Source organism: Mesorhizobium sp. M1169 (genome assembly GCF_040318345.1).
In the GTDB taxonomy this organism is placed as follows: domain Bacteria; phylum Pseudomonadota; class Alphaproteobacteria; order Rhizobiales; family Rhizobiaceae; genus Mesorhizobium.
Genome location: NZ_JAMYME010000022.1, coordinates 75,252 through 102,192 on the forward strand (window position 1 = coordinate 75,252; position 26,941 = coordinate 102,192).

At 61.2% G+C, this 26,941-nt stretch carries 23 protein-coding genes and 1 pseudogene; 10 read left to right on the forward strand and 14 right to left on the reverse strand.

Going from position 1 to position 26,941, the window contains the following annotated elements; all coding sequences use genetic code 11:
• Positions 1–42: 42 nt before the first annotated feature.
• The 6 genes from NKH41_RS20955 to NKH41_RS20980 all read right to left on the reverse strand — a co-directional run bounded on the left by NKH41_RS20955 (position 43) and on the right by NKH41_RS20980 (position 8,437).
• Positions 43–2,022, reverse strand: a complete 1,980-nt coding sequence (locus tag NKH41_RS20955; protein WP_352933694.1) for a hypothetical protein — start codon at positions 2,020–2,022, stop codon at positions 43–45.
• Positions 2,019–3,164, reverse strand: coding sequence for a glycosyltransferase family 4 protein (locus NKH41_RS20960; RefSeq protein WP_352933696.1), 1,146 nt, complete (start codon positions 3,162–3,164; stop codon positions 2,019–2,021). Before NKH41_RS20960 ends, NKH41_RS20955 begins: the two co-directional genes overlap by 4 nt.
• Positions 3,164–3,970 (reverse strand): glycosyltransferase family 2 protein, encoded by an 807-nt coding sequence (locus NKH41_RS20965; protein ID WP_352933699.1) that lies wholly within the window; start codon positions 3,968–3,970, stop codon positions 3,164–3,166. Before NKH41_RS20965 ends, NKH41_RS20960 begins: the two co-directional genes overlap by 1 nt.
• A complete protein-coding gene (locus tag NKH41_RS20970) occupies positions 3,967–5,202 on the reverse strand; it encodes an NAD(P)-binding domain-containing protein (protein WP_352933702.1) in 1,236 nt (411 codons plus the stop codon). Before NKH41_RS20970 ends, NKH41_RS20965 begins: the two co-directional genes overlap by 4 nt.
• Positions 5,203–5,759: 557 nt before the next feature.
• A complete protein-coding gene (locus NKH41_RS20975) occupies positions 5,760–7,346 on the reverse strand; it encodes a glucosamine inositolphosphorylceramide transferase family protein (RefSeq protein ID WP_352933704.1) in 1,587 nt (528 codons plus the stop codon).
• On the reverse strand, positions 7,316–8,437 hold the full coding sequence (locus tag NKH41_RS20980; protein ID WP_352933707.1) for a carboxylate--amine ligase: 1,122 nt from the start codon (positions 8,435–8,437) through the stop codon (positions 7,316–7,318). The genes NKH41_RS20975 and NKH41_RS20980 overlap by 31 nt, the downstream gene beginning before the upstream one ends.
• A 264-nt stretch (positions 8,438–8,701) precedes the next feature.
• Here NKH41_RS20980 and NKH41_RS20985 point away from each other — a divergent pair, with 264 nt between their 5' ends.
• Complete coding sequence (locus NKH41_RS20985; protein WP_352933710.1) at positions 8,702–9,196, forward strand: glycoside hydrolase 5 family protein; 495 nt, start codon at positions 8,702–8,704, stop codon at positions 9,194–9,196.
• Positions 9,197–9,304: 108 nt separating this feature from the next.
• Here NKH41_RS20985 and NKH41_RS20990 read toward each other — a convergent pair whose 3' ends face one another.
• Positions 9,305–10,219, reverse strand: a complete 915-nt coding sequence (locus NKH41_RS20990) for a class I SAM-dependent methyltransferase (protein ID WP_352933712.1) — start codon at positions 10,217–10,219, stop codon at positions 9,305–9,307.
• 335 nt (positions 10,220–10,554) lie between these two features.
• Between NKH41_RS20990 and NKH41_RS20995 the strand changes: the two genes are divergently transcribed.
• The 7 genes and pseudogenes from NKH41_RS20995 to NKH41_RS21025 all read left to right on the forward strand — a co-directional run bounded on the left by NKH41_RS20995 (position 10,555) and on the right by NKH41_RS21025 (position 18,196).
• On the forward strand, positions 10,555–11,748 hold the full coding sequence (locus tag NKH41_RS20995) for a glycoside hydrolase 5 family protein (RefSeq protein WP_352933715.1): 1,194 nt from the start codon (positions 10,555–10,557) through the stop codon (positions 11,746–11,748).
• Entirely contained in the window at positions 11,745–12,749 is a 1,005-nt protein-coding gene (locus tag NKH41_RS21000; RefSeq protein WP_352933717.1) for a glycosyltransferase family 2 protein, read from the forward strand. The genes NKH41_RS20995 and NKH41_RS21000 overlap by 4 nt, the downstream gene beginning before the upstream one ends.
• Before the next feature lie 468 nt (positions 12,750–13,217).
• Positions 13,218–13,442: pseudogene (locus tag NKH41_RS21005) on the forward strand (phosphomannomutase/phosphoglucomutase); the annotation flags it as partial.
• Between the two features lie 20 nt (positions 13,443–13,462).
• Positions 13,463–15,763, forward strand: a complete 2,301-nt coding sequence (locus NKH41_RS21010) for an AGE family epimerase/isomerase (RefSeq protein WP_352933719.1) — start codon at positions 13,463–13,465, stop codon at positions 15,761–15,763.
• Between the two features lie 75 nt (positions 15,764–15,838).
• On the forward strand, positions 15,839–16,219 hold the full coding sequence (locus NKH41_RS21015) for a GYD domain-containing protein (protein ID WP_352933722.1): 381 nt from the start codon (positions 15,839–15,841) through the stop codon (positions 16,217–16,219).
• A 483-nt stretch (positions 16,220–16,702) separates the two neighbouring features.
• On the forward strand, positions 16,703–17,524 hold the full coding sequence (locus NKH41_RS21020) for a PA3715 family protein (RefSeq protein ID WP_352933725.1): 822 nt from the start codon (positions 16,703–16,705) through the stop codon (positions 17,522–17,524).
• A gap of 129 nt (positions 17,525–17,653) precedes the next feature.
• Positions 17,654–18,196: a class I SAM-dependent methyltransferase gene (locus NKH41_RS21025; protein WP_352933728.1), complete on the forward strand. Its 543-nt coding sequence runs from the start codon at positions 17,654–17,656 to the stop codon at positions 18,194–18,196.
• 36 nt (positions 18,197–18,232) lie between these two features.
• On the opposite strand, the gene NKH41_RS21030 is transcribed toward NKH41_RS21025, so the two are convergent.
• Both NKH41_RS21030 and NKH41_RS21035 read right to left on the reverse strand, forming a co-directional pair.
• Positions 18,233–18,445, reverse strand: a complete 213-nt coding sequence (locus tag NKH41_RS21030; protein ID WP_352772668.1) for a hypothetical protein — start codon at positions 18,443–18,445, stop codon at positions 18,233–18,235.
• A 101-nt stretch (positions 18,446–18,546) separates the two neighbouring features.
• Positions 18,547–18,780 carry a DUF6429 family protein gene (locus NKH41_RS21035; RefSeq protein ID WP_352933731.1) on the reverse strand — a complete coding sequence of 78 codons (234 nt, stop codon included), beginning with the start codon at positions 18,778–18,780 and terminating at the stop codon, positions 18,547–18,549.
• A 662-nt stretch (positions 18,781–19,442) separates the two neighbouring features.
• Between NKH41_RS21035 and NKH41_RS21045 the strand changes: the two genes are divergently transcribed.
• Positions 19,443–21,029 carry an adenylate/guanylate cyclase domain-containing protein gene (locus NKH41_RS21045; RefSeq protein ID WP_352749070.1) on the forward strand — a complete coding sequence of 529 codons (1,587 nt, stop codon included), beginning with the start codon at positions 19,443–19,445 and terminating at the stop codon, positions 21,027–21,029.
• Here the strand turns inward: NKH41_RS21045 and NKH41_RS21050 are convergent.
• Together NKH41_RS21050 and NKH41_RS21055 are read right to left on the reverse strand one after the other, a co-directional pair.
• Complete coding sequence (locus NKH41_RS21050) at positions 21,026–21,175, reverse strand: hypothetical protein (protein ID WP_352821751.1); 150 nt, start codon at positions 21,173–21,175, stop codon at positions 21,026–21,028. The genes NKH41_RS21045 and NKH41_RS21050 overlap by 4 nt on opposite strands.
• A complete protein-coding gene (locus NKH41_RS21055) occupies positions 21,175–21,420 on the reverse strand; it encodes a type II toxin-antitoxin system VapB family antitoxin (RefSeq protein ID WP_352616528.1) in 246 nt (81 codons plus the stop codon). The genes NKH41_RS21050 and NKH41_RS21055 overlap by 1 nt, the downstream gene beginning before the upstream one ends.
• Before the next feature lie 443 nt (positions 21,421–21,863).
• Here NKH41_RS21055 and NKH41_RS21060 point away from each other — a divergent pair, with 443 nt between their 5' ends.
• Positions 21,864–22,685 (forward strand): class I SAM-dependent methyltransferase, encoded by an 822-nt coding sequence (locus tag NKH41_RS21060; RefSeq protein ID WP_352933734.1) that lies wholly within the window; start codon positions 21,864–21,866, stop codon positions 22,683–22,685.
• A 221-nt stretch (positions 22,686–22,906) separates the two neighbouring features.
• Here NKH41_RS21060 and cysQ read toward each other — a convergent pair whose 3' ends face one another.
• From cysQ to cysD, 3 genes are read right to left on the reverse strand one after another with little or no spacing between them, the layout of a single operon-like run.
• A complete protein-coding gene (cysQ, locus tag NKH41_RS21065; protein ID WP_352933761.1) occupies positions 22,907–23,695 on the reverse strand; it encodes a 3'(2'),5'-bisphosphate nucleotidase CysQ in 789 nt (262 codons plus the stop codon).
• 10 nt (positions 23,696–23,705) lie between these two features.
• Positions 23,706–25,643, reverse strand: coding sequence for a sulfate adenylyltransferase subunit CysN (cysN, locus tag NKH41_RS21070; RefSeq protein ID WP_352933737.1), 1,938 nt, complete (start codon positions 25,641–25,643; stop codon positions 23,706–23,708).
• Positions 25,644–25,645: 2 nt separating this feature from the next.
• A complete protein-coding gene (gene cysD / locus NKH41_RS21075; protein WP_352451750.1) occupies positions 25,646–26,551 on the reverse strand; it encodes a sulfate adenylyltransferase subunit CysD in 906 nt (301 codons plus the stop codon).
• Positions 26,552–26,941: the final 390 nt, after the last annotated feature.

The window sequence follows — 26,941 nt, forward strand, 5'->3', positions numbered from 1 at the left end:
GTGGCCCCTGCCCACAGGCAGGCGGCCGCAAGGTCCCGGTTGCTAGGAATTCCCATGTAATCCCCTCACATCGTAGATGACGATCCAGCCGTTGTCGTAGATGCGCGTGATACCCTCGATGTTGTTGAACTTGAGCAGCTGTGCGCCCGAGAGCGGCGTTCCCTGCTGCGCTTGCCACGGCTCGAAGTAGAAGCCGAGCACCGGGATGGCTGTGGACAGGCGCAGATCCACCAGCAGGAAATCGACGTCGCCCCTCGCCAAGGCGTAAAGATCGTCAGGCACCAATTCCTTGGCCTCGAAAATGCGCGCTGCATCGACGCCTTGGACGATGTTGACCCTGGCATCCTGCCGCCCGTAGCCGGCGAGCAGCAGGCGATTGGTGCGGTCGGCGGTGAAGCGATTGCCGGGCTTGAGCCATTCCTTGGTCCAGAGAGCGGTTTCGATCCCCATGGATTCGATCGATTGCTGGTCGGCCGCCACCCTGTAGCGTCCACGCAAGGGGTCGAGCGTAGCGCTCGTGACGCCGCCCAGGACGATGGCCGCCAGCGCAACGGCCGGTGCGACGCTGCGCCACTCGCGCGGCGTGCGACCCTCCCAGAACTGGACGACACTCACCGCGACGACCAACCCGACGCCGATGAACACGAATGTTCCCAGGCGGTTGCCGATTTCCCATCCAGCGTTGGTCAACCGGAAGGCCAGCGAGACCGGAAACAGTAAGGTAATAAAGGTGAGGAGCGTTATGCGGCTGTCGCGCCAGCGGCGCTTCAGAACGTCGTGGATCGAACGCCAACCTGTCCGCGCATCACTCGGCGCTGCCATGGCCAGCGACCGAAAGAAGCCCGTCGCCAGCCCGAGCGCCAACAGCAGGATCGCGAGCAAGGTGGTCAGGTGCATGCTCAGGGGTTGCGTCGGCGCTCCGAGGTGCTCCGAGCGTGGAGTAGGCGCGCCCAGGATCTTTCCGAGCAATGTGTTGAAGCCGGTTTCGACCACAGGACCGAGATAGCTTGTGAGAGGATTGCCATGGGCCAGTATCCAAAGGAGAGGCAGGGCTATAGCCAACAGCGCGGTGACGCCTGCGGCGGTCCTGGCCTTGATCCGCGAGGGGCCGTGTCGGCGCAAAGCCTCAAGGGCCGCCAGTGCTCCGAAGTAGCTGGCGGTGAAAGCGGCCGAAAGGTGGTGCGTGACCGCGAGGCTCGCCAACAGCAAGGCAATCAGCCCGAGCGCCTTCAGCCTCGGTCGCCCAACGAGATCCTTGGACGCTGCCTCGACGGCGAAGGTCAGCACGCACAGCACGATGCCGAGGCTCTCGTAGGAGAACATCGACTCGAACAGGACGAAGGTTGAGCAGCCCATATAGGCCAGACAGGCTATGGCCGAGATCCGCGGCGATCCGGTGATGCTTTCGAAGAACACAAACAGAGCACCGATGAACGTGCCCCTGAGGACGATCAACAATAGCGTCCCCGCGACAAACAATGGCAATTCCGTCAGATTGACGATCGCCGTCGAAAGGATTTCCAAGGCGGGATACGTTGGCCCGATCGGGAGAAGTGGGTTGGACAGAAATAGGCGGCGGGCCGTCATAAGATCGTCGGCTGCGATCCAGTGCAAGAACTCGTCATGATTGATGAAGCTCGTCGGGGAATAGACCGCCTTGTAATAGAACAGGGCTTCGGCAAGCAGAAACAGGAGGAAGAGGCGCTCACCCCGGGCTAGCATCGGCCAAGCTATGCGCAGGCTGATAGGGACGACCAGGAGGACGACTCCGGACCAGAAGAAAAGCGGCGCAACGTCATAGGCCCGACGCCCGGCGGCGTGCCCGGCCACGACCAGGAGCAGAGCCGTGGCAATCGTCAGGCACAGAACCGCGATCCATCCGACGTTGGCCCGGTGCGGCGGGGTCTCGACGCTGCCGCCGCGAAGGTCGGGGCCGATAACGGCCGAGACGAACCGTATCCCGGCCCGGAGTGGGCTGATCCGAGCTCCCGCGGTGAAATGAGCTGGCACCATCAGGCTCATACCTCTGTAGCAGGAGGCCAAGACATCACGCCACCGGGGGGCAAGCGGACCCTGGATCGGCTGCTCAGAACATCACAATAAACGTCGCTCAGCGCTTGAGCGCAGGCATCCCAGTCCGGTAGCGCCAAATCCGGGACCTCCCGATGGGCCTTCAGCTCATCGGCCATGGCAGCGGCCAGTTCTTTCGGGCCGGCGTTGGGCGGAATCGCCCTGCACAGGCCCTTGGCGGCCAGCTCCCGCAGTCCGGCCGTGTCGCTAACAAGGACCGGACGGCGCAGCGACAGGGCTTCCATTACGGCGATCGGATGGGCTTCGTAGTCGCTGACCAGCACGAACAGCGCAGCCCCCGCCAGAAGGTCTGCCATTTTCTGCCGCTCGGATCCGGGGATGGCTTCGATAGCGACCCGCTTCTCAAGGCCGAGCGTCGCGACGAGGCGCCGCAACTCTCCCTCATAGGGGCCTGTACCGACGACGTGCAGCCGCGCGTCTGGCACCCTGCGGATCAGTTCGGGCAAAGCCCCAATCACCCGGTGGTGGCCCTTATAGCGCTCGAGCCTGCCGCCCGAGACGATCAGGTGCGGATCGACCTTGATGCCGGGGCTCGCAGCCGGCATCGCGGCGCCGTTCGGGATGACGACAAACCGTTCCGGCGGCACGCCCATCCTCCTGCTGAAGAAGCTGGCTTCAAATTCGGAGACGCCAATCAGCCGCGCGGCCTGGGCCACCAGCGGCCGGAGCAGCGCGTGCTGCGTGCCGCGCATGGTGTTGCGCAGCCGGGAGGAATGCCCGCCGCTATGGAAGGTCAGGATGAACGGCAGGTCCCCGCGCACGGCCGCGAGCAGTCCGATCGGCGCCACGAAGGTGTTGTAACCTTGGAAATGGATCAGATCCCAAGTCCCGCGCCGAATCGCGGTATAAATGCCGGGCGCAAAATAGAGGTCCAGCTCCCTCGGCCAAGCCGGCACGCGCCGCACGCGCATGCCGCGCACCTCCTCCTCAACCGGCAACTCCCCCGAGGGATCGGTGGTGAGCACGTCGACCACGTGGCCGCGCGCCACCAAGCGGGGACCGACTTCCTGGATGTGAGTTTCGATGCCGCCTATGAGCGGATAGCAGCGAGCGGCAACCATCAGAATTCGCATCAGGTCTGTCCACCGACAACACAGGCTGTCGCGCTCCGCCTGCGCTGTTGGTGCACCCTCTCGCGCAGGATGGTTTTCAGGACGCGCCAGCCGTCCGGCATGGCGCGCAGATGGCTCACACCGCTGATGCGCGAAGCCTCGAAACTCGCCACCTCCACGATATTGAGATGGTTCTTCAAGGCCCGCACGTTGATGAGGGTCTCGATCTCGAACCCGTCGCAATCGCAGTCAAGCGTGGCGACGTGCCTGGTCCAGAAGGCTATGTATCCGTAGCATAGATCGGAGAACCAACCGCCGTAGAGCAGTCGCACGAACAGGGTCAGCCCCCTGTTGCCGAACATCCGGAACAGCGACATGTCGTCGGTGCCGGCGCCCTGGATGAAGCGTGAACCCTTCACAAGATCCGCGCCGGCCATCAGCGCACTGACAAAGACGATCGCCTCCTCCGGGACCATCGAGCCGTCAGCGTCCAGCATGACGATGATGTCGCCTGTGGCGGCCAGGAATCCCGCTTGCAGCGCAGCGCCCTTGCCCCGCCGCGGTTCCATGACAATCTTCACGTCCTCGCGCAGGCGGCGCGCGACGGCGACCGTGTCGTCGGTCGAACGACCATCCACGATAATGACCTCATGGGCCCAGTTGGGGATGCGCGGCAGAAGCCAAGGGAGGTTCTCGGCTTCATTGAGCGTCGGGACGACGAAGCTGACCCGGGGCAGAGTCAGCGATCGCTGCAGCGCGAAATTAATTGGGTCAGGCGGCGATACGGCACCGGCAGGGGCGAGAATGCTGGCGAGACGCGCGTTCATGACAGCGCTTTGAGGTCGTACGATGGGACCCAGGAGGCGGACTGGCAGCGCGCCAAGACTGCCGATAGGTGTCGGGCGAGATGATGGGCCGGGTGGTAGGTCCCGTATACGAATCGACACACTGGGCCGAAGCTGTTCGCGGCGGCGGGACCAATGAAATGCAGGCCGGGCACCGAGGTCTCGTAATGAGCCGACAACTGCGGCGCGCCCTCAACCACGCGGATCTGGCGCAACAGCGTTGGGTTCAGGAAACCTAGCCGCCCCACATCGATCTTGTAGCCGGTCGCGAAGATGACGTGGTCGGCCGGCATCGAACGCCGCGCGCCACTGGCGTCCATCACATCGAGTAGCACTTTGCCGTCGCGTGTCTCGATGCTTTGAAGCGTGTGACCGACCCACACCGGCAATTTCCCGATAACCCGGTCCTTCATGAAGGCGCCGCCAATGGGTCCGAGCGTCCTGATGTTGGCAAGCCAGACTCGCAAATCCTTCGACAGAAGCTGGATCAATTGCGGATATTTGGCGCAGGTCGCCAAGGTCCAGCCGGGGCCGATGCCGCTCATTGGGGCGACGGTGCGCTCGAACAGGGTTCGGGGGCGAGGGCGACCGGCGAAATCCAGCTGCCGTCGGCGCACAACGAGTGAAACCGAGACCCCGCGTTCGTAGAGCAGCGCCGCCAGATCGGACGCCGATGATCCGGATCCGACCACGATGATTTCCTTGCCGTCCAGCGGCTCCAGAGTGCCGTACTCACCGCTATGCGAGCATAGGTCAGCGGGCAGATGCGCCGCCTGGTACGGCAGCCGTTTGAACGGATGTAGGCCGACCGCGACCACTACGCGGCGCGCATGGACTATCTCGCCGTCATCGAAAGTGGCGCGAAAGCAGCCAGCGCCGGGCTCCAGCGCCATCAGGGTCTTGCGCTCAACTAAGGGGACGTAACGCCTCTGAAAGGTTTCGCCGTACTCAATAAACCGGCTGAGCGAAAACGGAATGAGTTCGTCATGATAGTCCAGAGCCCGCTCGGCGCAGAACGTCTTCAGTGCGAATTGGGACCACGGATCCGACAGGCTCGACGCCCAGGGATAGGATTTGAGCAGCATACCGGGCGGCATGTTGTGCTTCCATGACCCCATGAGCTCCCCGAAAATCCGGTGCTCCACACCGTTCCCACGCAAATGCGCGGCCAGCGACAAGCCGTAGGGGCCAGCTCCAATGACCGCCACATCCACGGATGTGCTTGATCCAACCATAGTGCGGACTCCCGATCATACTAAATGGAGATAATATCAAGAATATTTAGTACGCTTGTGGCGATCTAATCTTTGACGCGGGAGCATTGCTGATGCATACTCGAAATGAAAGAACAATATATGGTTGTAACAAAACAATAGATGAGTAACTCTCTTGGGGTATCCCATAAGGTTATTTCGAACCATGCCCATCTGCGGCGGAGGCAACGATCGTCTTCAGCAGCTGTGTTGGCAGCTTTGCCAAGCCCGTTAGACTTCAGGCCCCTTCGACGCCAGCACGGACATGCATCGACCGGCGGCCGCCTCCAGAGCATCGGAGTCGCTTTGGCGAAAGGAATTTGATGTATTCGGTCGGCGAGAAGACAGGCTACGCCGATAGCTTGCCAGAGCGCGCCGATTGTTCGGACGACGCAGATGAGCTCGCTCCGTCGCTCAGCCGTGATTTTCCGAGTTTGTTGTGTCCCCGAGAAGGGTCGAGAGCACCCTGCCCTTTGCGGGCGGCGTATGTTGCGCTCGAGCAGCTGCCCGCAGACCGGTCAAGAGAGGGGCTGCCTACGCGGTACTGCGACCGGCGCGTCGGGTATAAGCAATCGATACGAGGTCGTGACCTCTTGCAATCCACGGATATGACCGAACAAGTCGATCACCTCCAGACCGGACCGCCGATTGTAGGTGTGGCAACCGAACGCTCCGGATCGAATACGACCGACGGGGGTTTGGAGAAATTCCGACTCACCGAGGGCATCAATCCGGCAGAACGTCACCGCACCGCCATAGCCGCGCGCGCAGTCTTGGACCGGGCGCAGCGTCCGTCCGCCGTGTCGGATGACAGCGCCTGCAGGGCGGCTGAGCGCGGCATCGATCAGGACGGGGTTTGCGGCATGAGGCGTCCAGGACCCGGTCAAGCTCTCGGCACGGTAGAGACTGAGGACATCCCAGGACGTGGACCTCCACAGCCTGGGGCTGACGAAAAACCAGAAGCCGCCTTCATGGTAAAGCGGTGTGGTGTCGTAGCCCTCGATGCCGTCGATCAGGCAGGCCTCCCGCGTCCACCGGTACGGGAATTCGACTGCCCTGTAGAGACTGACATTCCTGGCCGCCCCCGATTCGGGGATCATCCAGACCTGCCCGTCCTGCTCGAACACGAACGGGTACGAGAGGTGGTGCGGCTCCTCCACGACGATCTGGGGTTCGCCGGCGGTCCCGCGCGGGTCCACTTTCACGACCGCAATGCACCCCCGGTTCTTTGAGTAGAGGTACTGTTCGACGAAGATGAAATCCTGCCCCTGGTGCCGGAACGGGAACGGGTCGGCAAGGTAGCTGCCGGTTTCCCCGGTGAGCACCGTGAAGGACGCTCCGCCTTTGTCGAGCAGACTCGCCGCATGGTCGAAGCGCCAGCCAATCCCCCACGTCCTGCCGCCTCTCGCCAAGCTGTCCAACAACTTGATTGCCTTCGACGCCACCGTGCCAGTCTCCCATGCAATGGCCGAAAGCGCGCCGGGCGAAGGCACGGCCGTCCGTGGGCCGGCGACAACGGACGCAGCTGAACTGGTTTCCTCGCGCAAGGCTTTTAGGATCAGCGCCACAGCGCAGGAGAGGACGCTATCGAGACTCGCTGCGAACACTTCACGGTCCACACTGGCCGGACGCGCCATCCACGGCTGCGACGGGCGCGCCGTGTCGTGCAGGTCGACAAGAGAGTCCTGGTCATTCGCCAAGGCCGCCATGACTCCGATCTCGCCCGGTATGCCGTTGAAGAGCGGCGTCAGCACGCGCCGTCCCGACGGGAGCGATTCCGCACCGCTCAAATCGATCACGACATCCACTTGGTCGACCGGAGGCGGCGGCAGGCATCGCAGCGCCGCCTCGACGAAGTCGATGGCGCCGTTGACACGAAAGCCATAGAGTAGTCGTTCGAGTTCGAGCAGCAGACGGAAGATCAACGGCATCGGGCGGGAGCCGGCCGCGAAGGCGCAGGAGATATCGTTGCCTGGCACTTCAGCAAGCGCCTCTGCCAGCCACAGATGCCAGCGCATCGGACGCGACGGATCGAGACTCAAGCAAATGCGCATTGTTGTTCTCACGGCGGATTTCAAAAAGACGACGGCTTTGACGAGAACCACCTCGAGCGATGCGCCTTGCCAACTGTCCGCCGCGGACCTGCGAGCCAGGGAGGCAGATAAAAAGCCACAGCGCGCGCCACATCGCACGGGTAATGCACTAGGGCCGGCAGCGGATCGTCCCGGCGCCAGAAGCCATCCACCACTACAGAGCGAGGGGGGATCGGCTTCGCGCCAAAGCGGATCCGCTCGATCCATGAGCCCTGCCAGACCACGCGGCCGTCAACCGGGCCGGCCGGCAATGGTTGCAGGTTGAGTTCATGCCGATAGGCTATCAGCGGGATATTGACGCCGACGAGCGTCGCCGACTCCTCCTGCCAGTCAGTGCGCCCGACCGTCGGCTCTATTATCAGAAAGCGTCCGCTCCTCGTATCTCGCTTGTACTCGACGCCGCCAAATCCGAAGTAGTTAACCTGATCGAGAAGGTTTTTCGTGGTGCGTTCCAACTCCTCGTTTGCTGCGGCCGTACAGAACGCCGTGCTCCCGGTGCCCGGCGGCGTGCTGGCTAGTTTTTGCCCGGTGAACATGCCGAGCGTCTCGCCCTTGCGTCCCCGGTAGAACAGGCAGAAATAGATGTTGTCGTCGGGTCCCTCGATCGTCTCCTGCACCAAGACCTCGCCGGTCTGAGCCAGCAGCCTCTCGGCGGCCGAGAATGCGTCAGCGTAGCTCTCCGCGGTGATCAGGCGAGGAGCATGTCCCTCGTGGAAATGGCGCTTGTCGGCGGGTTTCAGGATCATCGGCAGGCGGAGCGACGCGATCTCGCGAACGCCCGCGAGGTCCCGCACGACCACGCCGTTCGGCACTGGCCAGCCGTGCTCACCGGCGCTCTCGTGGAACCTGGCTTTGTCGTGCAGCATAATAACTGTATCGTGAGTTGGGAGGCGGAAGTGGTAAAGCCCCTCCAGCTCTTTGCGGTACTCCGAGATCGTAAGAAGTGCCAGCTCATCCGTGACGACCAGGAAGGGCCGCTCGCCGATTCGTCTCCGAAGATCGCGGAGGAAGACCACGAAGCTATGGCCATGCAGGGCGTCTGCCAGGACGGGCTGGGCGTAGCGCGACCACAACGCGGGGTTCGATCGCTTGCGGTCGACCACCCAAACGGGCATTCCGCCCAGGGCGAGGCTGCGGCAAACCCCGAGTCCGTTCAGCTCCCCACCTACTACGACTGCAGGGACTCCCCGATGCGAAGAGCTAAACTCTTGGTTGGGAGCGGTGTCTGACAGCATGGGTTCCATACTCGAGCGACCGCTATCGGCCTAGCACCACTATGCCCGAACGGCGCCGGGCCGTGCGAGGGCAGAGGGGGTAATCCCTCGGAACCATTGCACTCGGCCCCCAGGCGAGAGCCACATGCAGGGATGACAATCGGCTGGCAGCGGACGAAATACACGCTGCGCAATGCCGGATTGCGTGTGCCAGTGTTCGCGTTGCTATCTGTTCCGGCATCCGTGAGCGCCGCGGACAACTTGTCGGGTGGCGCCCAGCAGATGCGGGCCTGGTGCGGGAGCCAAGACGAGTCGACGTTTTTCTTCGATGACCCACGCACGAAGCGGGACTACAGGGCCTGGGTCCGCCACGTCGTGCAACGCGTCAACCCGCTTACCGGGCTTGCCTACCGGGACGACCCGACCATCATGGCCTGGGAGCTGATGAACGAAGGCAATGCGCAGCCGGAGGCTTTGCGGTCGGCCTGGACTGGCGAAATGTCGGCTTACGTCAAGTCCCTCGATTCCAATCACCTTGTCAGCTCAGGGAATGCCAATATTCTCGACCCGAAGCTAGCCGATTTGACGATCCCAACTCTCGATTTCGGGACCTGGCATGGCTACCCGCTCTTTACGGTGGACGCATAGCGACCGCATCGTCGAGAACGTCGGTGACTTCTTTTTCGTGCCAAGACAAAACAAGGACGCGCGCTTCTGATCATCTCCCGACTGGCTCAGGCGCTCCAGGTGGCCAAACTAAACTTTGCGCCCAATCATATAATCTTGGGACCCAATTTTGCCCTGGTACCATTCGCCGGGGCGAAACTCGGGTGCTAAACCACATGCTTTATATAATTCGCGAATGAGCGTCTCATTGAAGGCAATGGCGAACTCTGGCGTCTGCCTGCTCGCTGTGAAATACGAGCCGAACGAATATCTAAAGTTGAACGTGGATTTCGGTAGCTTCATCGCTGCCAGAGAAACCGGCGTGAGGAAGTAGTAACTCGCGTAGCACATCCCGCCTGGCCGAAGCATACGCGAAATTTCACGCATGTAATTAGCAGTATCCTCGTAGTTCATGTGCGTAAACACGCTGATCAGAACAACGACATCAAACGAACGATCCGCGAAGGGAAAACGGTAATCCTTGGCCTTCACCATACCCGAAGGATTGTACTCGCGATTATATATGTCAGCGTGCCTGAACTTGACATTGCCGTTAGGGCTCTTGACGTTCTCGCCGCACCAGTTGATGCAGTCCTTGACGATGTCGAGACCTTCATAATACCCGTTGGCATTAAGATAAGTGCCCATGGCGGCACCCAGGCGCCCGAACCCACAACCGATATCCAGAACCCGCGAGTTCGGTGTCAATCCAGCGCTCTCAACCAACCGGCCCAGAAGAGCATCGCCGCTGCCCTCGTAAGTATGGACCACCCCGGTTACGGCACCTGAAAAATTGGACGCCCGTTTTGGTGATGAACTTTTCCGACCGTGTGCCAATTGCTCGACCAGATCAAGCGGCGCAAGGTATAACTTTCTCAGAAACCAGCGAACTTGACGTGGTAATGCCGGCAGCAGATATCCTGAGAACCACCTCTGGTCCAAAAGCCAGAGCCGCAGCGATTCCCCACCCGATACACAGCTCAGCAATAGCTTTCCATAAGTCATTAACCGCTCCTGACCTGTCTTTCTTCGGACCAGTGTTAGTTTGGGACGGCTACCATTTCTGTGGCGCCTTGCCACTTCACGCGCCGGAGCAACGGGTCGAGGCGCGAAGGACCCATGTCGTTAACATTATTCTACCACGGTTTTCCCGGTGACATGCCGTGCCATGCGACCGTAATCGGCCAAGCACCACTATGGCCGATTGACGCCAGGCTGTGCGAGCCCAGAGGGGGTAATCCTTAGGGGCCATTGCAGTCGGCGCCGGGCAAGAGCCACATGCAAGGATGACAGTCGGCTGGCAACGGGCGAAATACGGGCTGCGCAATGCCGGATTGCGCGTGCTGGTGTTCGCGTTGCTATCTGTTCCGGCGGCCGTGAGCGCCGCGGACAACTTGTCGCCAGCGTCTTTCATCAAGACTTCCGGCACGGAGTTTACGGTCGACGGCAGGCCATTCTTTGTGACCGGCGTGAACAACCACTATGTAACTTTCGGGTCGCAGGACGAGGTCATCCGCGTCCTCGATGACGCGGTGGCCATGGGGGCCAATGCGGTCCGCACCTTCCTCCAGCCGGTGATCGGGTCGCTCGACGGAAGCAAGTCTACGATCTGGGATTGGCGGCTTCAAGGCGAAGCCAGCAATCTCGCAGTCAAGGGCACGTACCTGCTCTACTGGGACCCGAGCCAAAACAGGATGGCGATCAATGACGGCGCCGACGGCATGCAGAAGGTTGATTTCCTCATCGCCGAGGCCGGCAAGCGACACCTCAGGCTCATCATCGCCTTCCTGGATTTCTGGGCCTACACGGGTGGCGCCCAGCAGATGCGGGCTTGGTACGGGAGCCAAGACGAGTCGACGTTTTTCTTCGATGACCCACGCACGAAGCGGGACTACAGGGCCTGGGTCCGCCACGTCGTGCAACGCGTCAACCCGCTTACCGGGCTTGCCTACCGGGACGACCCGACCATCATGGCCTGGGAGCTGATGAACGAAGGCAATGCGCAGCCGGAGGCTTTGCGGTCGGCCTGGACTGGCGAAATGTCGGCTTACGTCAAGTCCCTCGATTCCAATCACCTTGTCAGCTCAGGGAATGCCAATATTCTCGACCCGAAGCTAACCGATTTGACGATCCCAACTCTCGATTTCGGGACCTGGCATGGCTACCCGCTCTACTACAACCTCACGGTCCAGCAATTCAACGACATGATCACCGAGTTCTGCCGGCTGGCGGCCCGCGCCAAGAAGCCGGTCCTTCTGGAGGAATTCGGCTATGCCCGCTCCAATCGGGACTCCGCCAAGGCTTACGCCATGTGGCTCGATACGCTTACCCGCGATCCCAGCTGCGCCGGCTGGATGGTGTGGCTGCTGGTCTCCCGGCAGGACAGCGGACGTTATCCCGTCGACGAACACGCCCAGTTCGATGTCCACCATGACGGAAGCGCGATCTGGAACATCCTTCAAGCCGCGACGGCCCGGGCGACGCAGACCCGCGAGACCCACCGGGCCTCAGAAACCGTCCAAGAAGCCCCATGACCGAAGCCTCCGTTGTGATCTGCGCGCACACTCTCGACCGCTGGGACGAGTTGAAGCGTGCGGTCGGGTCCGTCCGCACCCAAACGCATGCCCCACGTGAAATTGTCGTGGTCGTCGACTACAACGAGGCCTTGCTAGGGCGCGCCGCGCGCGAGATTGCGGGCGTCACCGTCCTTGCCAATGGCAGGCAACCGGGCTTGTCCGGCGGACGCATGACAGGAGCTGAATACACCACCGCCCCGGTGATTGCCTTCCTCGATGATGACGCCGTCGCCGACCGGCACTGGCTGGAGGAGCTGTTGGACGCTTATCGGGATCCAGCTGTGTTGGGCACCGGAGGCCCGGTTGAGCCGCTGTGGCAAGTGCCGCCGCCCTCTTGGTTTCCCGGCGAGTTCCGTTGGGTCGTGGGCTGCACCTACGCCGGTATGGCCGTACGGGACGGGCGCATCCGCAACCCGATCGGGGCCAACATGTCGGTGCGCGCCGACGTGCTGCGGCGCGCCGGTGGCTTCGCGCCGGACCTCGGGCGCCGCAAGCTCGGATTCTCCGTCAGCGGCCGAGCAAGGATCGGCGGCAAGGCTGAGAGCTGCGAGGAAACGGAATTCTGCATCCGGGCCAGCGGCCTATACCCTGGGGGCCATTGGGCGTATCGGCCAGCGGCGCATGTGCTCCATGCTGTGCCGATCCAGCGCACCACCTGGAAATACTTCGTCCACCGCTGTCTCGTCGAGGGCACCGCCAAGGCAGTGTTGACGGGCCTCGCAGGGTCCAAAGGCGGCCTTGGACCCGAATGGCTCTACGTCCGGGAGGTGCTGCCGCGCGCCGTGGCAACCGAGCTGAGGGCGGCCATGCGCGGCAAGGTCGGTGCCGCCCGGCGGGCCGGGGCGATTATGGCCGGCTTTGCCATTACTGCGTTCGCCTACGCCATGACTCGCCTCGGCGGGGCGGCCGAAGCTTTGTCACAGCATTTGCTATCGCGGGTCCGAGTCTGGAGAGCATAGCCGACGCCGATGCGGGGATTGCAGGGAAGCCGGTTTGTCCGAGACGGAAAGTCTCCGAGATGGCCTTCCTGACCGGCGGCGCAGGCTCCGTCAAGAGCGTCGATCGGCCTTTGCAAAGCGCATGGGGCAGCGATTTCCATCCACCCTCACTCCGCACGCCGCCCATCGCAGGTAACTCGTAGGAACCAAAATCTCACCATTCTAAAGCGAGGCTGACTAGCGGTGCGAACCAGGGCGTTAGGGCTACTCCATCATGAAGGGGCGTTGGGCACGGCAGCGTGCTAGGATTGTGCCCTACAGTTGTGGAGCGGAAACCGTGACCCTGAACGTAGTCGGCCAAGCCAGGCCGAACACATTCGCCTTCGAAACCAGTGCTCTCATCACTGGCTTGGACCTGACTGCCGGAAAGAACGTCGGCCGAAAACTGAAGGTGGTGGCTACCTGCGGCAACGGCACCGCTGTGGCTTTCAGGCGGACGGGATCGAGTTCGCTGGCCAGCCGCTGGCCAATCTCGTCACCATAAATGGGGTGCGTGTCGTTGACCAAGACGGCACGTGGGGTCTGGTCAGGGCCTCGTCGAACAAGGCGGAAATTGTTGTCGTCGTGGAAAGCCCTGTCTCGCCGGAACGACGTCGCGAGATGTTCGAGGCTGTCGATGCCGTGCTGCGCCGCAATCCAGAGGTCGGAGCCTAGACATTTTGAGAGGACTGGGCATGCCGGAGCGGATCGTAAGTTTTGTCATGAGCGGGGGCGTCGGGTCACGGCTGTGGCCGCTCTCGCGCGAAGACAATCCCAAGCAATTCCACGACCTTTCGGGCGACGGCTCGATGCTGGCCAAGACTGTCCGACGCCTCAAGGCGCGGTCGGACGGCGAGACGCCGATCTATCTGATAGCCTCCGAACGGCATGCCGACCGCGTTATCTCGGACATCGGTCCGCTCGGCCTGAACGGCGGCAGCCCGATTTTCGAACCCGTCGGCCGCAATACCGCCGCTGCGGTGGCCATAGCCACCTTGCACACGATCTCAGAATATGGCGGGGACGCGCTTGTGCTCGTGGTCCCCTCCGACCATCAGATATCGACCGAAACGCAATTCTGGGAAACCGTCGAGGTGGGCATGCCTGCCGCCGATTCAGGCAGCATTGTCGTGTTCGGCATCAAGCCGACGCATCCCGAAACCGGGTACGGTTACATCGAGGTTGCGGCAACGGGTGACGGAGTGGCCACCGTTTCACACTTTGTCGAAAAGCCCAATGCCGAGACGGCCCGCAAATATGTGGCTTCGGGAAGATTCTACTGGAACGCCGGCATCTTCCTGTTTCGTGCCGACACGATGCGGAAGGCATTTCTCGAGTTCCGGCCAGACATCTGGGACACCGCGGAACGGGCCCATAAGGCTGCACGGACCGACGTCTTGGGCATCTACCTGCCCCAGGGCTTCTATTCGGCTGTCCCGTCGACGTCGATCGACTACGCAGTCATGGAGCATGCACGCGGTATTGCGATGGTTACGGCTTCCTTCCGCTGGAACGACCTTGGATCGTGGCAATCGCTGCTGGAAGCCAGCCCGACGGACCGCGACGGCAATGTCGTAATGGGCGACGTTGTCGCCATGGATTGCGGCAACTCCTATCTCAGAAGCCACGGCAGACTGCTGACAGTCATTGGAATGAAGCATGTGGCGGTGGTGACGACACCGGACGCGGTATTCGTCGCTCCTGTCAGCCACAGCCAGAATGTGAAGAAAGTCGTCGAACAACTCGAGAAGAGCGGACGCCTTGAAACGAAGTTCACGGGGTCGGATGACCGGGTCATCATCAGCGGGTCATGGCGCAAGCGGGTCGAGCACTGGCTCTTCAAAGAAACCCTGCCGCTGTGGTCCACTGCAGGTGTCGACGATGCGTATGGCGGCTTCCACGAGGCGCTCGGTTTCGATGCAAGGCCGTTGGGCAAACCCAAGCGCATGCGGACGATGGCTCGCCAGATTTACGCGTTCGCGGTGGCCAAAGAACGCGGCTGGGTTGGACCGGCCGACAAGCTCATCGACCACGGCATCGAGTTTATCGCCAAACACGGCCGCACCGAACGCGGTGGCTGGGTGCGCATCCTTAATTCCAATGGCAGCGTGGCTGACCCGACGGAGGACGCCTACGACCATTCCTGCGTGCTCCTGGCGCTTGCCTACGCTCACCGATGCGGCCATCAGGAAGCCCTGCAACTGGCACAAGAGACGTTCAATTTCATCGACACCCATCTCGAGGACGTCAGCCTGAATGGCTTCCTCGAGACCCCCGGCTGGAAGGGGGTGCGGTTCTCGAACCCGCACATGCACATGCTGGAATCCTTCCTTGCCTGGCATCGCGTCACCGGCGAGCGTGCATATCTCCGTCGGGCGGCACGTGTCGTCGATCTCTTCCGGTGCCATTTCTTCGATCAGGAGAGCTGGACGCTTGGGGAACATTTCGATGTCGATTGGCTACCGTTGCCGGGAGAGGAGGGACAGTGGACCGAACCAGGGCACCATTTCGAATGGGCTTCGCTCCTCGTTGAGTTCGCGCGGGCAAGTGGGCAGAAAGACTTGGCAGCCTACGCCAGGAAGCTCTATTCGTCGGCGATCGCCAGCGGATTGAACCGGGCCACGGGTCTGGCTTATGCAGCTGTGTCGCGGCAGGGAATTCCCTTCGACCGGCTCTCCCGCAGCTGGCCGCAACGCGAAGCCGTCAAGGCGGCCGTCGCCCTGGACGGCATCGGCGGGCCCGATCTGAAACCCGAGATCGAAGCTCGTGTCGCCCGCCTCTTCAAATGGCATATCGCTCCCGCACCGCTTGGCTTGTGGATCGACAGGATTGACGAGCGCGGAAGGTCACTGGCAACGGAGGTCCCCGCGAGCATTTTCTACCACCTGGTGACGGCCTTGATGCAGTATCTGGACAAGACCGGAGGGCAGGTCGAACCTTTCCCGCTGCCAGCTTTAGAGACGAGCAAAAGCGTTGCGATGCAGGGTTACGGCTGACCCAACTGTCCGCCATTGCTCCGTGTTGGTCAAACGACCAATAACGAAACTCGTACAAGATCGGGAGGAATACCCATGAAAGTGACAATCCTGGGAAACTGTCCGCCCCATGCCTACAAGGGATTGATACAAGGCTCAGACCGAGAAGCTGCAATCAAGGCGGTTTTGGAAAGCGTTGGTGGCAAGGTATCCGGTATGCTGTTTACTCGCGGCGCCTATGATGTTGTCATCAATGCTGAGGTTCCGGACCAGGCCGATGGGATGGACCTAGCATTGGCGGTCCGGGCAAGCGGCTGGATAAAGGACCTGGTTGTCGTCGAAGAACTCGAGATGAATGCGCCGCTCGCAGCTGCCAAAAAGGCTGCCGGCGTTACAAGCTCGCCGGATGATTGGAGAATTGGCTGTACATTGAAGGCAGCACGGTTCCGATTGAACGCGCCGTGCTGCCAAGTCTAAAGGAAAGACACGCTGCGGTTTCGGAAAGCCGAAGCAGGCGCGGCATTGGTTCTGCTTTGATAGCGCGCCGACAGCGAACCCGCCCGGCTCAGAGGGTCAGAAACGGAGGTCATGCCGAGTTAATTTTGGGATGTACTCCCTAGAAGGTGCGCTTGACGGATCGGCGAGGTCCGGTTTTGTAGAGGTTTCTTGTCGGAGCGCTTCTTTTCTAATCGGAGCGCGACAAGGCAATCGAGATCACATTGTCAGTATCTGTTTCAGGTAGCTCGAACAGCATTGGCAAAAATTGGCCGCTCGGGCGGCGTTCTCATGATCACCGTCCCTAAGCGAGCTCGGGCTTTACGACTTTCCAGGATACCTATGGTCCTGACGCAGCGGGTGGAGCTATCCGTCACTTCCCTACGCCCTGTGCGCCGCCACCAATCTCGCGTAGAAGGGCCCTGACCGAACCCGGCCCTGCGAGGCGAGAATTCCATGCGAATAGTGTTGCCTGTCCTGTTGCTCGGCGCCGCCCTCGCCAGCCTGTCGCCCGCCAAGGCCGCGGCGGGCGATTGCGGCGATGCCGCCGCGCTGGTGCAGCAGGCCTATCCCAAGGCCCGAAAGAGCGCCGACGGCACCTCGTTCACGCTTGAACCTCATACCAGCATCGCCTCGACGCTCCCGGGGAGCGATGCGCCGTTCGGCCTGGTCTGCAAGATCTGGCCCGCCGATGCCGACCTGCTGTTGGTCGCAGTGCCGCTGATTGACAGGGCTAACGGCGACCACCTGCATGTCGGCGATATCGAGCTTCTGGTCGTCGACAGGAATACGCTGCGTGTGCGCCAGCGCCTGCTCCAGCCCGGTCTGATGACCGATGACGCGATTGTCATCGAGAAGGTGGAATTCGATACTGGCCGCTATGCACTGGCCCCTGAGGTAACCGCCTTCGGCCTGAGCATCGAACTGGCACACCATTCGCTGACCGCTCCGTTCACTGAAACCGACCTGCGGCTATACGCTCTCACAGGCGATACGCTACGCGTGGCGCTCGACGGTCTCGTGGTGGCCGGCTCTGGCGGCGATAGCGATGGTAGTTGCGCCGGATACTTTCATTCCAGCCAGGTCAGCCTGGCAATAAATCTGGCGAGCCATCATGGCTATCACGATATCACCGCGGTTGAGCGGACGAATACCGATAATCCCTCCCCCGACCAGAATGGCGAATGCCAGTCCCATCCTGGCAAGCCTGTGAAGCGGACCTACCGGATGCGCTATGACGGCAGCCGCTATCCGGTTCCCGCGGCACTCAAGGTGATGGGGTTGTGAGGCGGCCGCACACGTCCCTGCCGTGGTTCGACAATGTCATCAATTCCAGTTGAACGGGTATCGACCGTTAATTCTCTCGTGGTAGGAGGCGCTCAAGGGGGCTCTTCTCAAAGGAGCTGATGATTTGTGGTGGTCAAGATTCAAAAGGGTTTTGCCGGAACGTGGGACGACAGACTTGACGGGCTATTCTCCGCAAAGGTCGACTACGCCGGAAAATCCATTCTCGATGTTGGCTGCAATATGGGTGTTGTCGCCTATGAGATATCCAAGCTGAAACCCAGCTCGATCCACGGGATCGACGTTGCCAAGCCGCATATCGAGACTGCAAAGATGTTGTTGAGCGGCTCCCCGGTGCATGCCCGGTTCGATCGCCTGAATCTCGGCAGCCGGCGCCTCGGCAATATCCTCCTACCGAAATACGATATCGTCCTGCTGCTGGCCGTCTATCAGCACATGCAGCGCAATATCCGCCCGGGCAAGGCGCGAAGGGTGCTTTCCAATATTGTGAGGCGCACCTCGAACGTCGTTGCCCGCGTTCCGCCTGGAACGGATGGCGAATTCATCGAAACGCTTTCTGACGAGGGGTTCCAGGTTAAGAGCACTCACACATCGCCTCTTGGCAGTCATGTGCTGGTGCTGGAGAAACCTGCCTTCGGAAATCCCCAGCTATGATGACACATTGCTTGTGGCTTGTGGTAATCTGCCTCTTCAACATCCATGTGCCAGCAGCGGGCGCAGACCCGCTGCCTGCCTGCAACTCGGCCCGGGCAACGCCGATTCGCCGGCAGAAAGCATCTTGCGGATGGACCTCGCGACAATGCCGTTGATATTGAGGGCCGCGGCTGCGGTATTCTCTGCCACTGCCTTAACAGACTGGATGCGCCCGTTGGCGTAGGTGACGAATACCAATTTGGCCGTCACGGCGAGAGCACCGGCCGTCCCGCCTGCGGTCAGCGCGCCGCCGGTGTCGAAATTCAGCCATGTGCGCTATCAGCTCGCAGGCGCCCGTCCAGCGCTCTGGCTCAGGGCGCCGGGCGAGTGAACAGGGTTCGGAATAGCTCCTCAGCACGCCGCAGTCCTTCATCTGTCAGAAACACTGACTTCGCCTTGTTTGCCGGATTCGCGATCAGCCCCTTCTCGTGCAAGCGATCCAGAGCATTCCAATCCAACCTCTTCCAGGCGCGCCTCTCTTCATGCAGCGTCAGCCAAAGCAGGCCCATAACGGCATCGTCGATCTTGTCGGTGTCGATCTCCATGCAAGCAGTTTAAAACGCGAAAGCGCCTCTGCCACGATCCACACCGGATGGTTACTCCCTGCCACGAGCGTTCGCCTGAAAACAAGTGCCTCACTCAGGCGTCGCATCCGCGACGTCGTCATTGGGGGCGACGAGCCGGGACGGGATCCGAGTTCATCATAATGCCTAAGCGGCCGTAGCAGCGTTGCCGCTGGCAATGAAATGCGAATTGGCAAAATCCTCGTCGTCGCTGTGGTTGCGCTTACCGCAGGCGAGCGGCGCACCATTCAGGTGCGCGTCATGCTGCCGGCAGCGCGCGTCACCCCGCGGTGCCCATTCCATAGTCCGACCGACGCGCGGATACGTTCGCGGGACACTTTCTTCTCCGACGCGCTCTCCGACCGCAGAAGTCTCAACCTTGCCAGACGCGAATTTTGACCCCTGAGCGGTATCGCGGAGCGCATTCCGGGCCACAACCGACTTTGCGACATCCCTTCACTGATTCACTGCCCGTCCAGCGCCAGAATGCGAAATCCGCTGTGAGCGGTCGGGCTTCGCAACAACCGCTCAAGGTCGTTCCGACATTGCAGGGCTGACGTGTTTTCATCGAGCCAAGACTGACTCTGGTACCGTGCCGGGAATGAGCTATAGTTCACATACTAAGACGGCCGGGCGCTTGCACAATGGCTGGACTGGGTGAACAGATTGCGCGTCAGCAGCGCACCATGGGACCGCTCCTGGTGGCGGCAGTGGTCATCGGCCTTATCGGTCTGCCCGTCGCAGCCTGGCTCGACCTCCGAGACCTGTCGGAACGGATGCTGCGCAGGCAAGCCAGCGAAATCAGCCGCATCATCGACGAAATGCGCGGATTCTACGGCAGCGACGTCGTGGGACGCGTGCTGCAAGCTAACGGCGCCGTAACTGCGACGCACAACTACCGGGACGTGCCAGGCGCGATCCCTATTCCAGCAACCCTCTCGATCGAACTCGGCAAGCGCATCAGCGCTCACGACGGCTCGGTCAAATATCGGTTCGTCTCGGATCTGCCTTTCAAAGGTCGCGCGCCCCACCAGCTCGATGCGTTCGAGCGGAATGCAATCCTGGCTTTGCGCGCCAACCCGAAGGAGCCGATCATCGAGGTCTCGGGCTCACTGTTTGACCGGCAGGTCCGCGCCGCGGCCCCTGTCATAATGGGACAAGTGTGCGTGACCTGCCATAACTCACACCCGGACAGCCCCAAGACGGACTGGAAGGTAGGGGATGTCCGAGGGATCCAGGAGATATCAGTCAATCAGCCTATCGCTGCGAACGTGCTGACCTTCAAGTATCTGCTCCTATATTTCGGTTTCGCGGCGGCGGCCGGCCTGACGTTCATTCTCCTGCAGCGTCGGCAGTCCGCGTTGATTCAGGGCATCAACAAGGAGCTTTCGGAGGCAAACGACTTCCTGGCCGCGATTTCATTGAAGATCGCCAAATACCTTTCGCCTCAAATTTACAAAAGCATCTTCAGCGGCCAGAAGGACGTCACCATCGCGACCGAGCGCAAGAAGCTCACGATCTTTTTCTCCGACGTCAAGGATTTCACCGCGATCGTGGAACGGCTCCAGCCCGAGGACCTGACGCTTCTCCTCAACGAGTACTTTACCGAGATGTCGACGATCGCGCTCAAACACGGCGGCACCGTCGATAAGTTCATCGGCGACGCGCTTCTTGTGTTCTTCGGAGACCCCGAGACGCAAGGCGTCGAGGAAGACGCGAGAGCCTGCTTGCGCATGGCTGTCGACATGCAGCGTCGGCTGGAGCAGTTGAACAGGGTGTGGCATGACCGCGGAGTTGAACGGCCCTTCCGAGCTCGCATGGGCATCAACACGGGCTATTGCAATGTTGGGAACTTCGGTTCCGATGATCGGATGGACTACACGATCATTGGAGCCGAGGCGAACTTGGCGGCCCGGCTGCAGTCGATTGCCGAGCCCGGCGGCATCTGCCTCAGCTATGAGACTTACGCGCTCGTGCGCGACCTCGTCCGCGCTCGTCCGTTAGCCCCGATTGCCATGAAGGGGATCAGCCGGGAGGTTGTCCCCTACGAAGTCGAGGGCCTCCTGGGTGAACTCGCCCAGCGCCCTCAGGTCATCAGCGAGCATGCGACTGGTCTCGACTTGTTCCTCGATGTTGAGGCAATCGATGAGAACGGGGTGGAGCGGGCGAAGAAACGACTTTCGGAGGCGCTCCTGGCCTTAACCATCCGAAGCAAGCCCGCCGCACTTTAGGTTCTTGAACGTGATCCAATCTGGACCGTGGCCAGCCAAGTAAAGTCCGGTTCAACACCGTTCAGGCGCGCCGGGTCCCGGCCAGGAGTTCGCGCATCATCCTCGTTGGTCATCAGCGCCGTCAGGGCCGAGGCGTCGGTGAACATCAGTCATTCTCGTACAGGCTGTCGCGAAACGCCTTGTCGGCGGGCCTGCCGTGATCAGGCTTGCCCCGGGCTCGCAGATCACGGCAGAACCTGACGCCGATCTCTACGAGGGACGCTCTAGCCTGTTCGCGCTCAAGCTCATGCTTGAGCGCGGCATGGACGGCCTCTGTCAAACCAGTCCTCTTAAGTGCGGCGAGCCGGCGGGCCAGTGCGTCGGTCTCGGGATTTTTGATGTGGAACGCCATCACTCGCTCGTATAGCCGTTCAAGTCTATCGGTATACGGCACACCGTGTGAAGGTCCGGGGAGCGTCGACCGGAAGGGTCACCAACGGAATCGGCCACGCCAACCGACCGAGTTGGTGGCTGCGCCTCGCTTGCCGCAGGCTGGATGGGGCCGTAACCCTGTTGTTTACAGACCCCGAGCATATGTGATCGGTAAGCGGCGTTTCCGGATACCTTTCGGGAGTGGCCGCGATCTGTGAGGTTGCCGATCCTGTGTTGGGATTGGAGATCGGCTTGGGTCTGGACTTGACCGGGGCTCGACGAGTCGCTGGCTGAGATGGCCGGTCTGCTCGATATCACGGTCGATGCCATGGCGGGGCGAATCTCCTGCTGCTCCGCTGACTCGACGTTATATCAGGGGGCGCTAATTATCGGTCCTCGGGTCAAAAACCTTAGAAGGCCGACATGCTGAAACCATCGTGGAACAACGCTCGAGGAAGCCGACTTCTATCTCTTTTTCGCAGCTATGCTGATCGTATCACAACGCGGCGGGTCACACGCAAACTTGATTCGTACGGAGATTGGCTGAGAGCCCTCACCCTGACGCTCCTCCCGACGAGGAAGGCTCATCACTGCAATGCCTGCGATCGCGGTGTGGCGGCTTTTTACCGTTTCGGGCGATACACGCTTATTTGCCCGCTTTGTCATGCCCTGGATCGTGAGCGGTTTTTGATTTGTGCTCTAGACCGTAAGCTTCTCGGGCTTCCGGCGGGACCGCTTAGAATTCTCCAGATTGCGCCGAGCGAGAAGGGGCTTTCAAAGAGACTATCTCAGGCGGGCAACCTCATTAAAGGCGATATCGAGCCCGGACGGTACGGCCCCGATACCGTGCAGGTTGACCTGATGAACATGAACGGCACCAGCGATCTCGATATTGTCGTCTTGTGCCATGTCATGGAGCACGTACCTGACGATCGGCACGTTTTTCGGCAAGTTTGGTCATCCCTTAAGCCTCGAGGACAGGTCTGGATCCAAGTACCGCTTATCTATCGTCAAACGCTCGAAGCGACGCCATCCATGTCACGGAGCGAGCGCGACGAGCGCTTCGGCGGATCAGATCACGTGCGAGCCTACGGACCCGATATCAAGGAACGTATCGAGGACGTGGGTTTTACGGTCGCTCGAATAGATTCAGACCGTATACCTGCCGCCGATCGCGAGCGTCTTGGGCTTCTCCCCGATACTCTCTTTATCGCCGAACGGCCCGAGCAACACAATTCGGATTGAGAGCGCGAAGTTCCCGACGCCATCCTTGGTGGCGATCATCGCTACTGTGGGCAAGCGCATCGCGGATCGCGTCACGTTGCACATTCCGACAGCCTGATAGCGGCCAGCAGTTACTTTCACACCGTCACACCTGCGCTTTCACACCGATCTGGGCGATAGGTCGTGCATCCGAAGAACGCCGGTCAGGTCTGTCGCGGTCCTTTGGTTTGCGCAACCAAGGTCTATGGGGATTGAGCAGCCTTGCCGCTTGCGATAAAATGCGGGTTGGCGAAATCCTCGTCGTCACTCTGGTTGCGCTTGCCGTAGGCGAGCGGCTCACCATCCAGCGTGCGCGTCATGCCGCCGGCCGCGCGTAGCACCGCGTCACCCGCAGCCGTATCCCACTCCATGGTGCGACCGAAGCGCGGATAGACGTCCGCCTCGGCGCCGGCGACAAGGCAGAATTTCAACGACGAGCCGACCGAGACGATCTCGGCGGCGCCAAGCGCGCGGATATAGGCGTCGGTTTCCGGCGTGTTGTGGGAGCGACTGGCAACGACGGTCAGCGGCACCATACCGGCCCTTGCCGAAATCGGCTGGCGATCGACGATCTCGTAGTCGTCATTGATCTCGATGGTTTCCGCTTTGCCCGGCCGGCCGGAAAAGAAGCGGCCGGTGCAAGGCGCGAAGACGACGCCGATCTCAGGCACGCCATGGCGAACCAGCGCGATGTTGACAGTGAAATCGGTCCGCCGGTTGACGAACTCCTTGGTGCCGTCGAGCGGATCGATCAGGAAAAAGGCGTCGCCGAGATCCGGCGCCATGATGCCGGCAGAGGCTTCCTCCTCGGCCACGCATGGAATCTCCGGAAATGCGGCACGCAGCCCGGCAAGAATGATCTTCTCGCTCTCGCGGTCAGCCTCCGTCACCGGCGAACTGTCCAACTTGCTGTCGACCGCACAGCCGGCACGAAAGACGCGCATCACCTCGCGCCCTGCCGCCAAGGCAAGGTGCTCGAAGACGGCAAGCATCGCTTCGTCGTCAGATACCGCCGCCGCTATCATATTGGTCTTCGGCAATGTCCCGCTCTATCAGCCAGTGTTCCAGGGCCTCTACCATCTCCTCGGCGGATTTGCCGAGGGTCTTGAGATGAATTTCGGGTTTTTCCGGCACCTCATAGGGTGAATCGACGCCGGTGAAATTCTTGATCTCGCCGTTCAACGCCCGCGCATAGAGGCCCTTCGGATCGCGCCTGGCGCATTCCTCGAAGGGTGTGTCGACAAACACCTCGACGAATTCGCCGTCGGCCATCAATTCGCGCGCCATGCGCCGCTCGGCGCTGAACGGCGAGATGAACGACACGATGACGATCAGCCCGGCGTCGGCCATCAGGCGTGCCACTTCGGCGACGCGGCGAATGTTTTCGACACGATCGGCGTCGGTGAAACCGAGATCGCGGTTGAGGCCGTGACGGACGTTGTCGCCATCCAGAATGTACGTATGGCGCCCAGTGGCGAACAGCTTCTTTTCGAACAGATTGGCGATGGTCGACTTGCCCGAGCCCGAAAGCCCAGTGAACCAGAACACGGCCGGCCGCTGGTTCTTCATATCGGCGCGGGCGCGCTTGCCGACATCGAGCGACTGCCAGTGGATGTTTTCGGCGCGGCGCAGCGAATGCAGGATCATGCCGGCGCCGACCGTGGCGTTGGTGATGCGGTCGATCAGGATGAAGGCGCCGGTGGTGCGGTTTTCGGCAAACGGATCGAAGGCGATCGGCGACCGCGTCGAGATATTGCAGATGCCGACTTCGTTCATTTCAAGCGACTTGGCCGCCTCATGAGCAAAGTCGTTGACGTTGACGCGGTATTTCAGGTCGGTGACGGTGGCGCTGGTCTGGTCGGTCTCGGTGCGCAGGATGTAGGAGCGGCCGGGCAGCAGCGCGTGTTCGTCGAACCAGACGATGTTGGCGGCGAACTGGTCGGCGACCTGCGGCCGCGCCGCCGGCGATACCAGCATATTGCCGCGCGAGACTTCCACCTCGTCGTCGAGGACAAGAGTGATGGCCTGGCCGGCAATAGCCTGCTGAAGATCGCCGCCATGCGAAACGATGCGCCTGACGTGCGAGGATTTGCCGGATTTGGCGACGACTACTTCGTCGCCCGGCGCAACCGAGCCGGAGGCGATAGTGCCGGCGAAACCGCGAAAATCGAGATTGGGACGGTTCACATATTGGACCGGAAACCGGAACGGCAATTCGACCGCGGCCTCGTCAACCGACACGGTTTCGAGATGTTCGATCAACGTCGGGCCGGAAAACCAGTCCGTCCTGTCGGAACGGCCGGTAACGTTGTCGCCGTAGCGGGCCGACATCGGAATTGGCATGATCGACTGGAAACCGAGGTCACGTGAGAACTGTGCGTAATCCGCGACGATCCGTTCAAAAACCGCCTCGTCGAAACCGACAAGATCGATCTTGTTGACAGCGAGCACAATGTGGCGGATGCCAAGCAGCGAGGCAATGATCGAATGCCGCCTGGTCTGACGCAGCACGCCCTGGCGAGCATCGATCAGCACGATGGCGAGATCCGCGGTCGATGCACCCGTCGCCATGTTACGCGTGTATTGTTCGTGGCCGGGCGTGTCGGCGACGATGAACTTGCGCTTTGGCGTGGCGAAGAAGCGATAGGCGACGTCGATGGTAATGCCTTGCTCGCGCTCGGCCTCGAGGCCGTCGACCAGCAGCGCGAAGTCGACGTCGTCGCCGGTGGTGCCGTGCTTGCGCGAATCGCGCTCGAGCGTGGCCAGCTGGTCCTCGAAAATCTGCTTGGTGTCGGAAAGCAGGCGCCCGATCAGCGTCGACTTGCCGTCATCGACCGAGCCGCAGGTCAGGAAGCGCAGCAGCGACTTTCGTTCCTGCGCCGCCAGATAGTCGCGGACGCCGTCGGTCGGGGCGAGGCTCTTGGCCATGATGTGGCGCATACTCAGAAATACCCCTCGCGCTTCTTCTTTTCCATCGAGCCGGCTTCGTCGCGGTCGATCAGGCGACCTTGCCGCTCGGAAGTGCGCGCCGTGAGCATTTCGCCGACTATCGCCTCCAGAGTGTCGGCTTCCGAGTCGATCGCGCCGGTCAGCGGATAGCAGCCGAGCGTGCGGAACCGCACCATCCGGTTTTCCACTGTTTCGCCGGGCCGCAGCTGCATGCGCTCGTCATCCCTCAGGATGAGCATGCCGTCACGCTCGACGACCGGCCGCTCCTTGGCCAAATACAGCGGCACGATCGGGATGTCTTCCTGGAGAATGTATTGCCAGATGTCGAGCTCGGTCCAGTTCGACAGTGGAAACACCCTGATCGATTCGCCGGCAGCGATGCGGGTGTTGAAAATCTTCCACATCTCCGGCCGCTGGTTCTTCGGATCCCAGACATGCTGGGCGTTGCGGAACGAGAAGATGCGCTCCTTGGCGCGCGACTTCTCCTCGTCGCGTCGCGCGCCGCCGAAGGCTGCGTCAAACCCGTATTTGTCGAGCGCCTGCCGCAGCGCCACCGTCTTCATCACATGCGTATGGGTGTTGGAGCCATGCTCGAACGGATTGATGTTGTCACGCACGCCGTCTTCATTGACATGGACCAGGAGGTCGAAACCGAGCTTTTGCTGCATCTGGTCGCGAAAGGCGATCATCTCGCGGAATTTCCAGGTCGTGTCGACATGGAGAAAGGGAAAGGGCGGCTTGGCCGGATAGAATGCCTTCATGGCCAGGTGCATGAGCACGGACGAATCCTTGCCGACCGAATAGAGCATCACCGGCTTGGCGAAAGCCGCGGCCACCTCGCGAAAAATATGGATGGATTCAGCCTCAAGCCGCTGAAGGTGAGTAAGCGCGATGTTCATGGACTGTGAGCGTTCTTTCGTGCCATCCACAGAAGAGCCTGTATCCTCAACAGGCGCGGTCTTCAGCCGCCCGGTTCAAGCTGCACTTCTGGACAATCTATTCTCGTGGAGGCGTTCTAGCAGATCGTTCCTGCCCAGAACAATGCAAGACAAGCCTGCGGCCGAATGGTTCGGGAATGAATTTTCCATACAGCCCGCAGAATCAGGAAATTCCTGCTCAGCGACCGATTGCGCTTAGGCAGCGCCGGAAAATATTGCCTGGGCTTGGGAGGCTGAGAACTAGGAGCCGGCCGTCAGGGGAGCTTGTCGTACGCCTCCGGCGAGGGCCGCCTTGCGGGAGCATGGCCCGGTAGCGAAGCTGCGCTCTTAAGGTCGTCCTTTCGAGCGTAG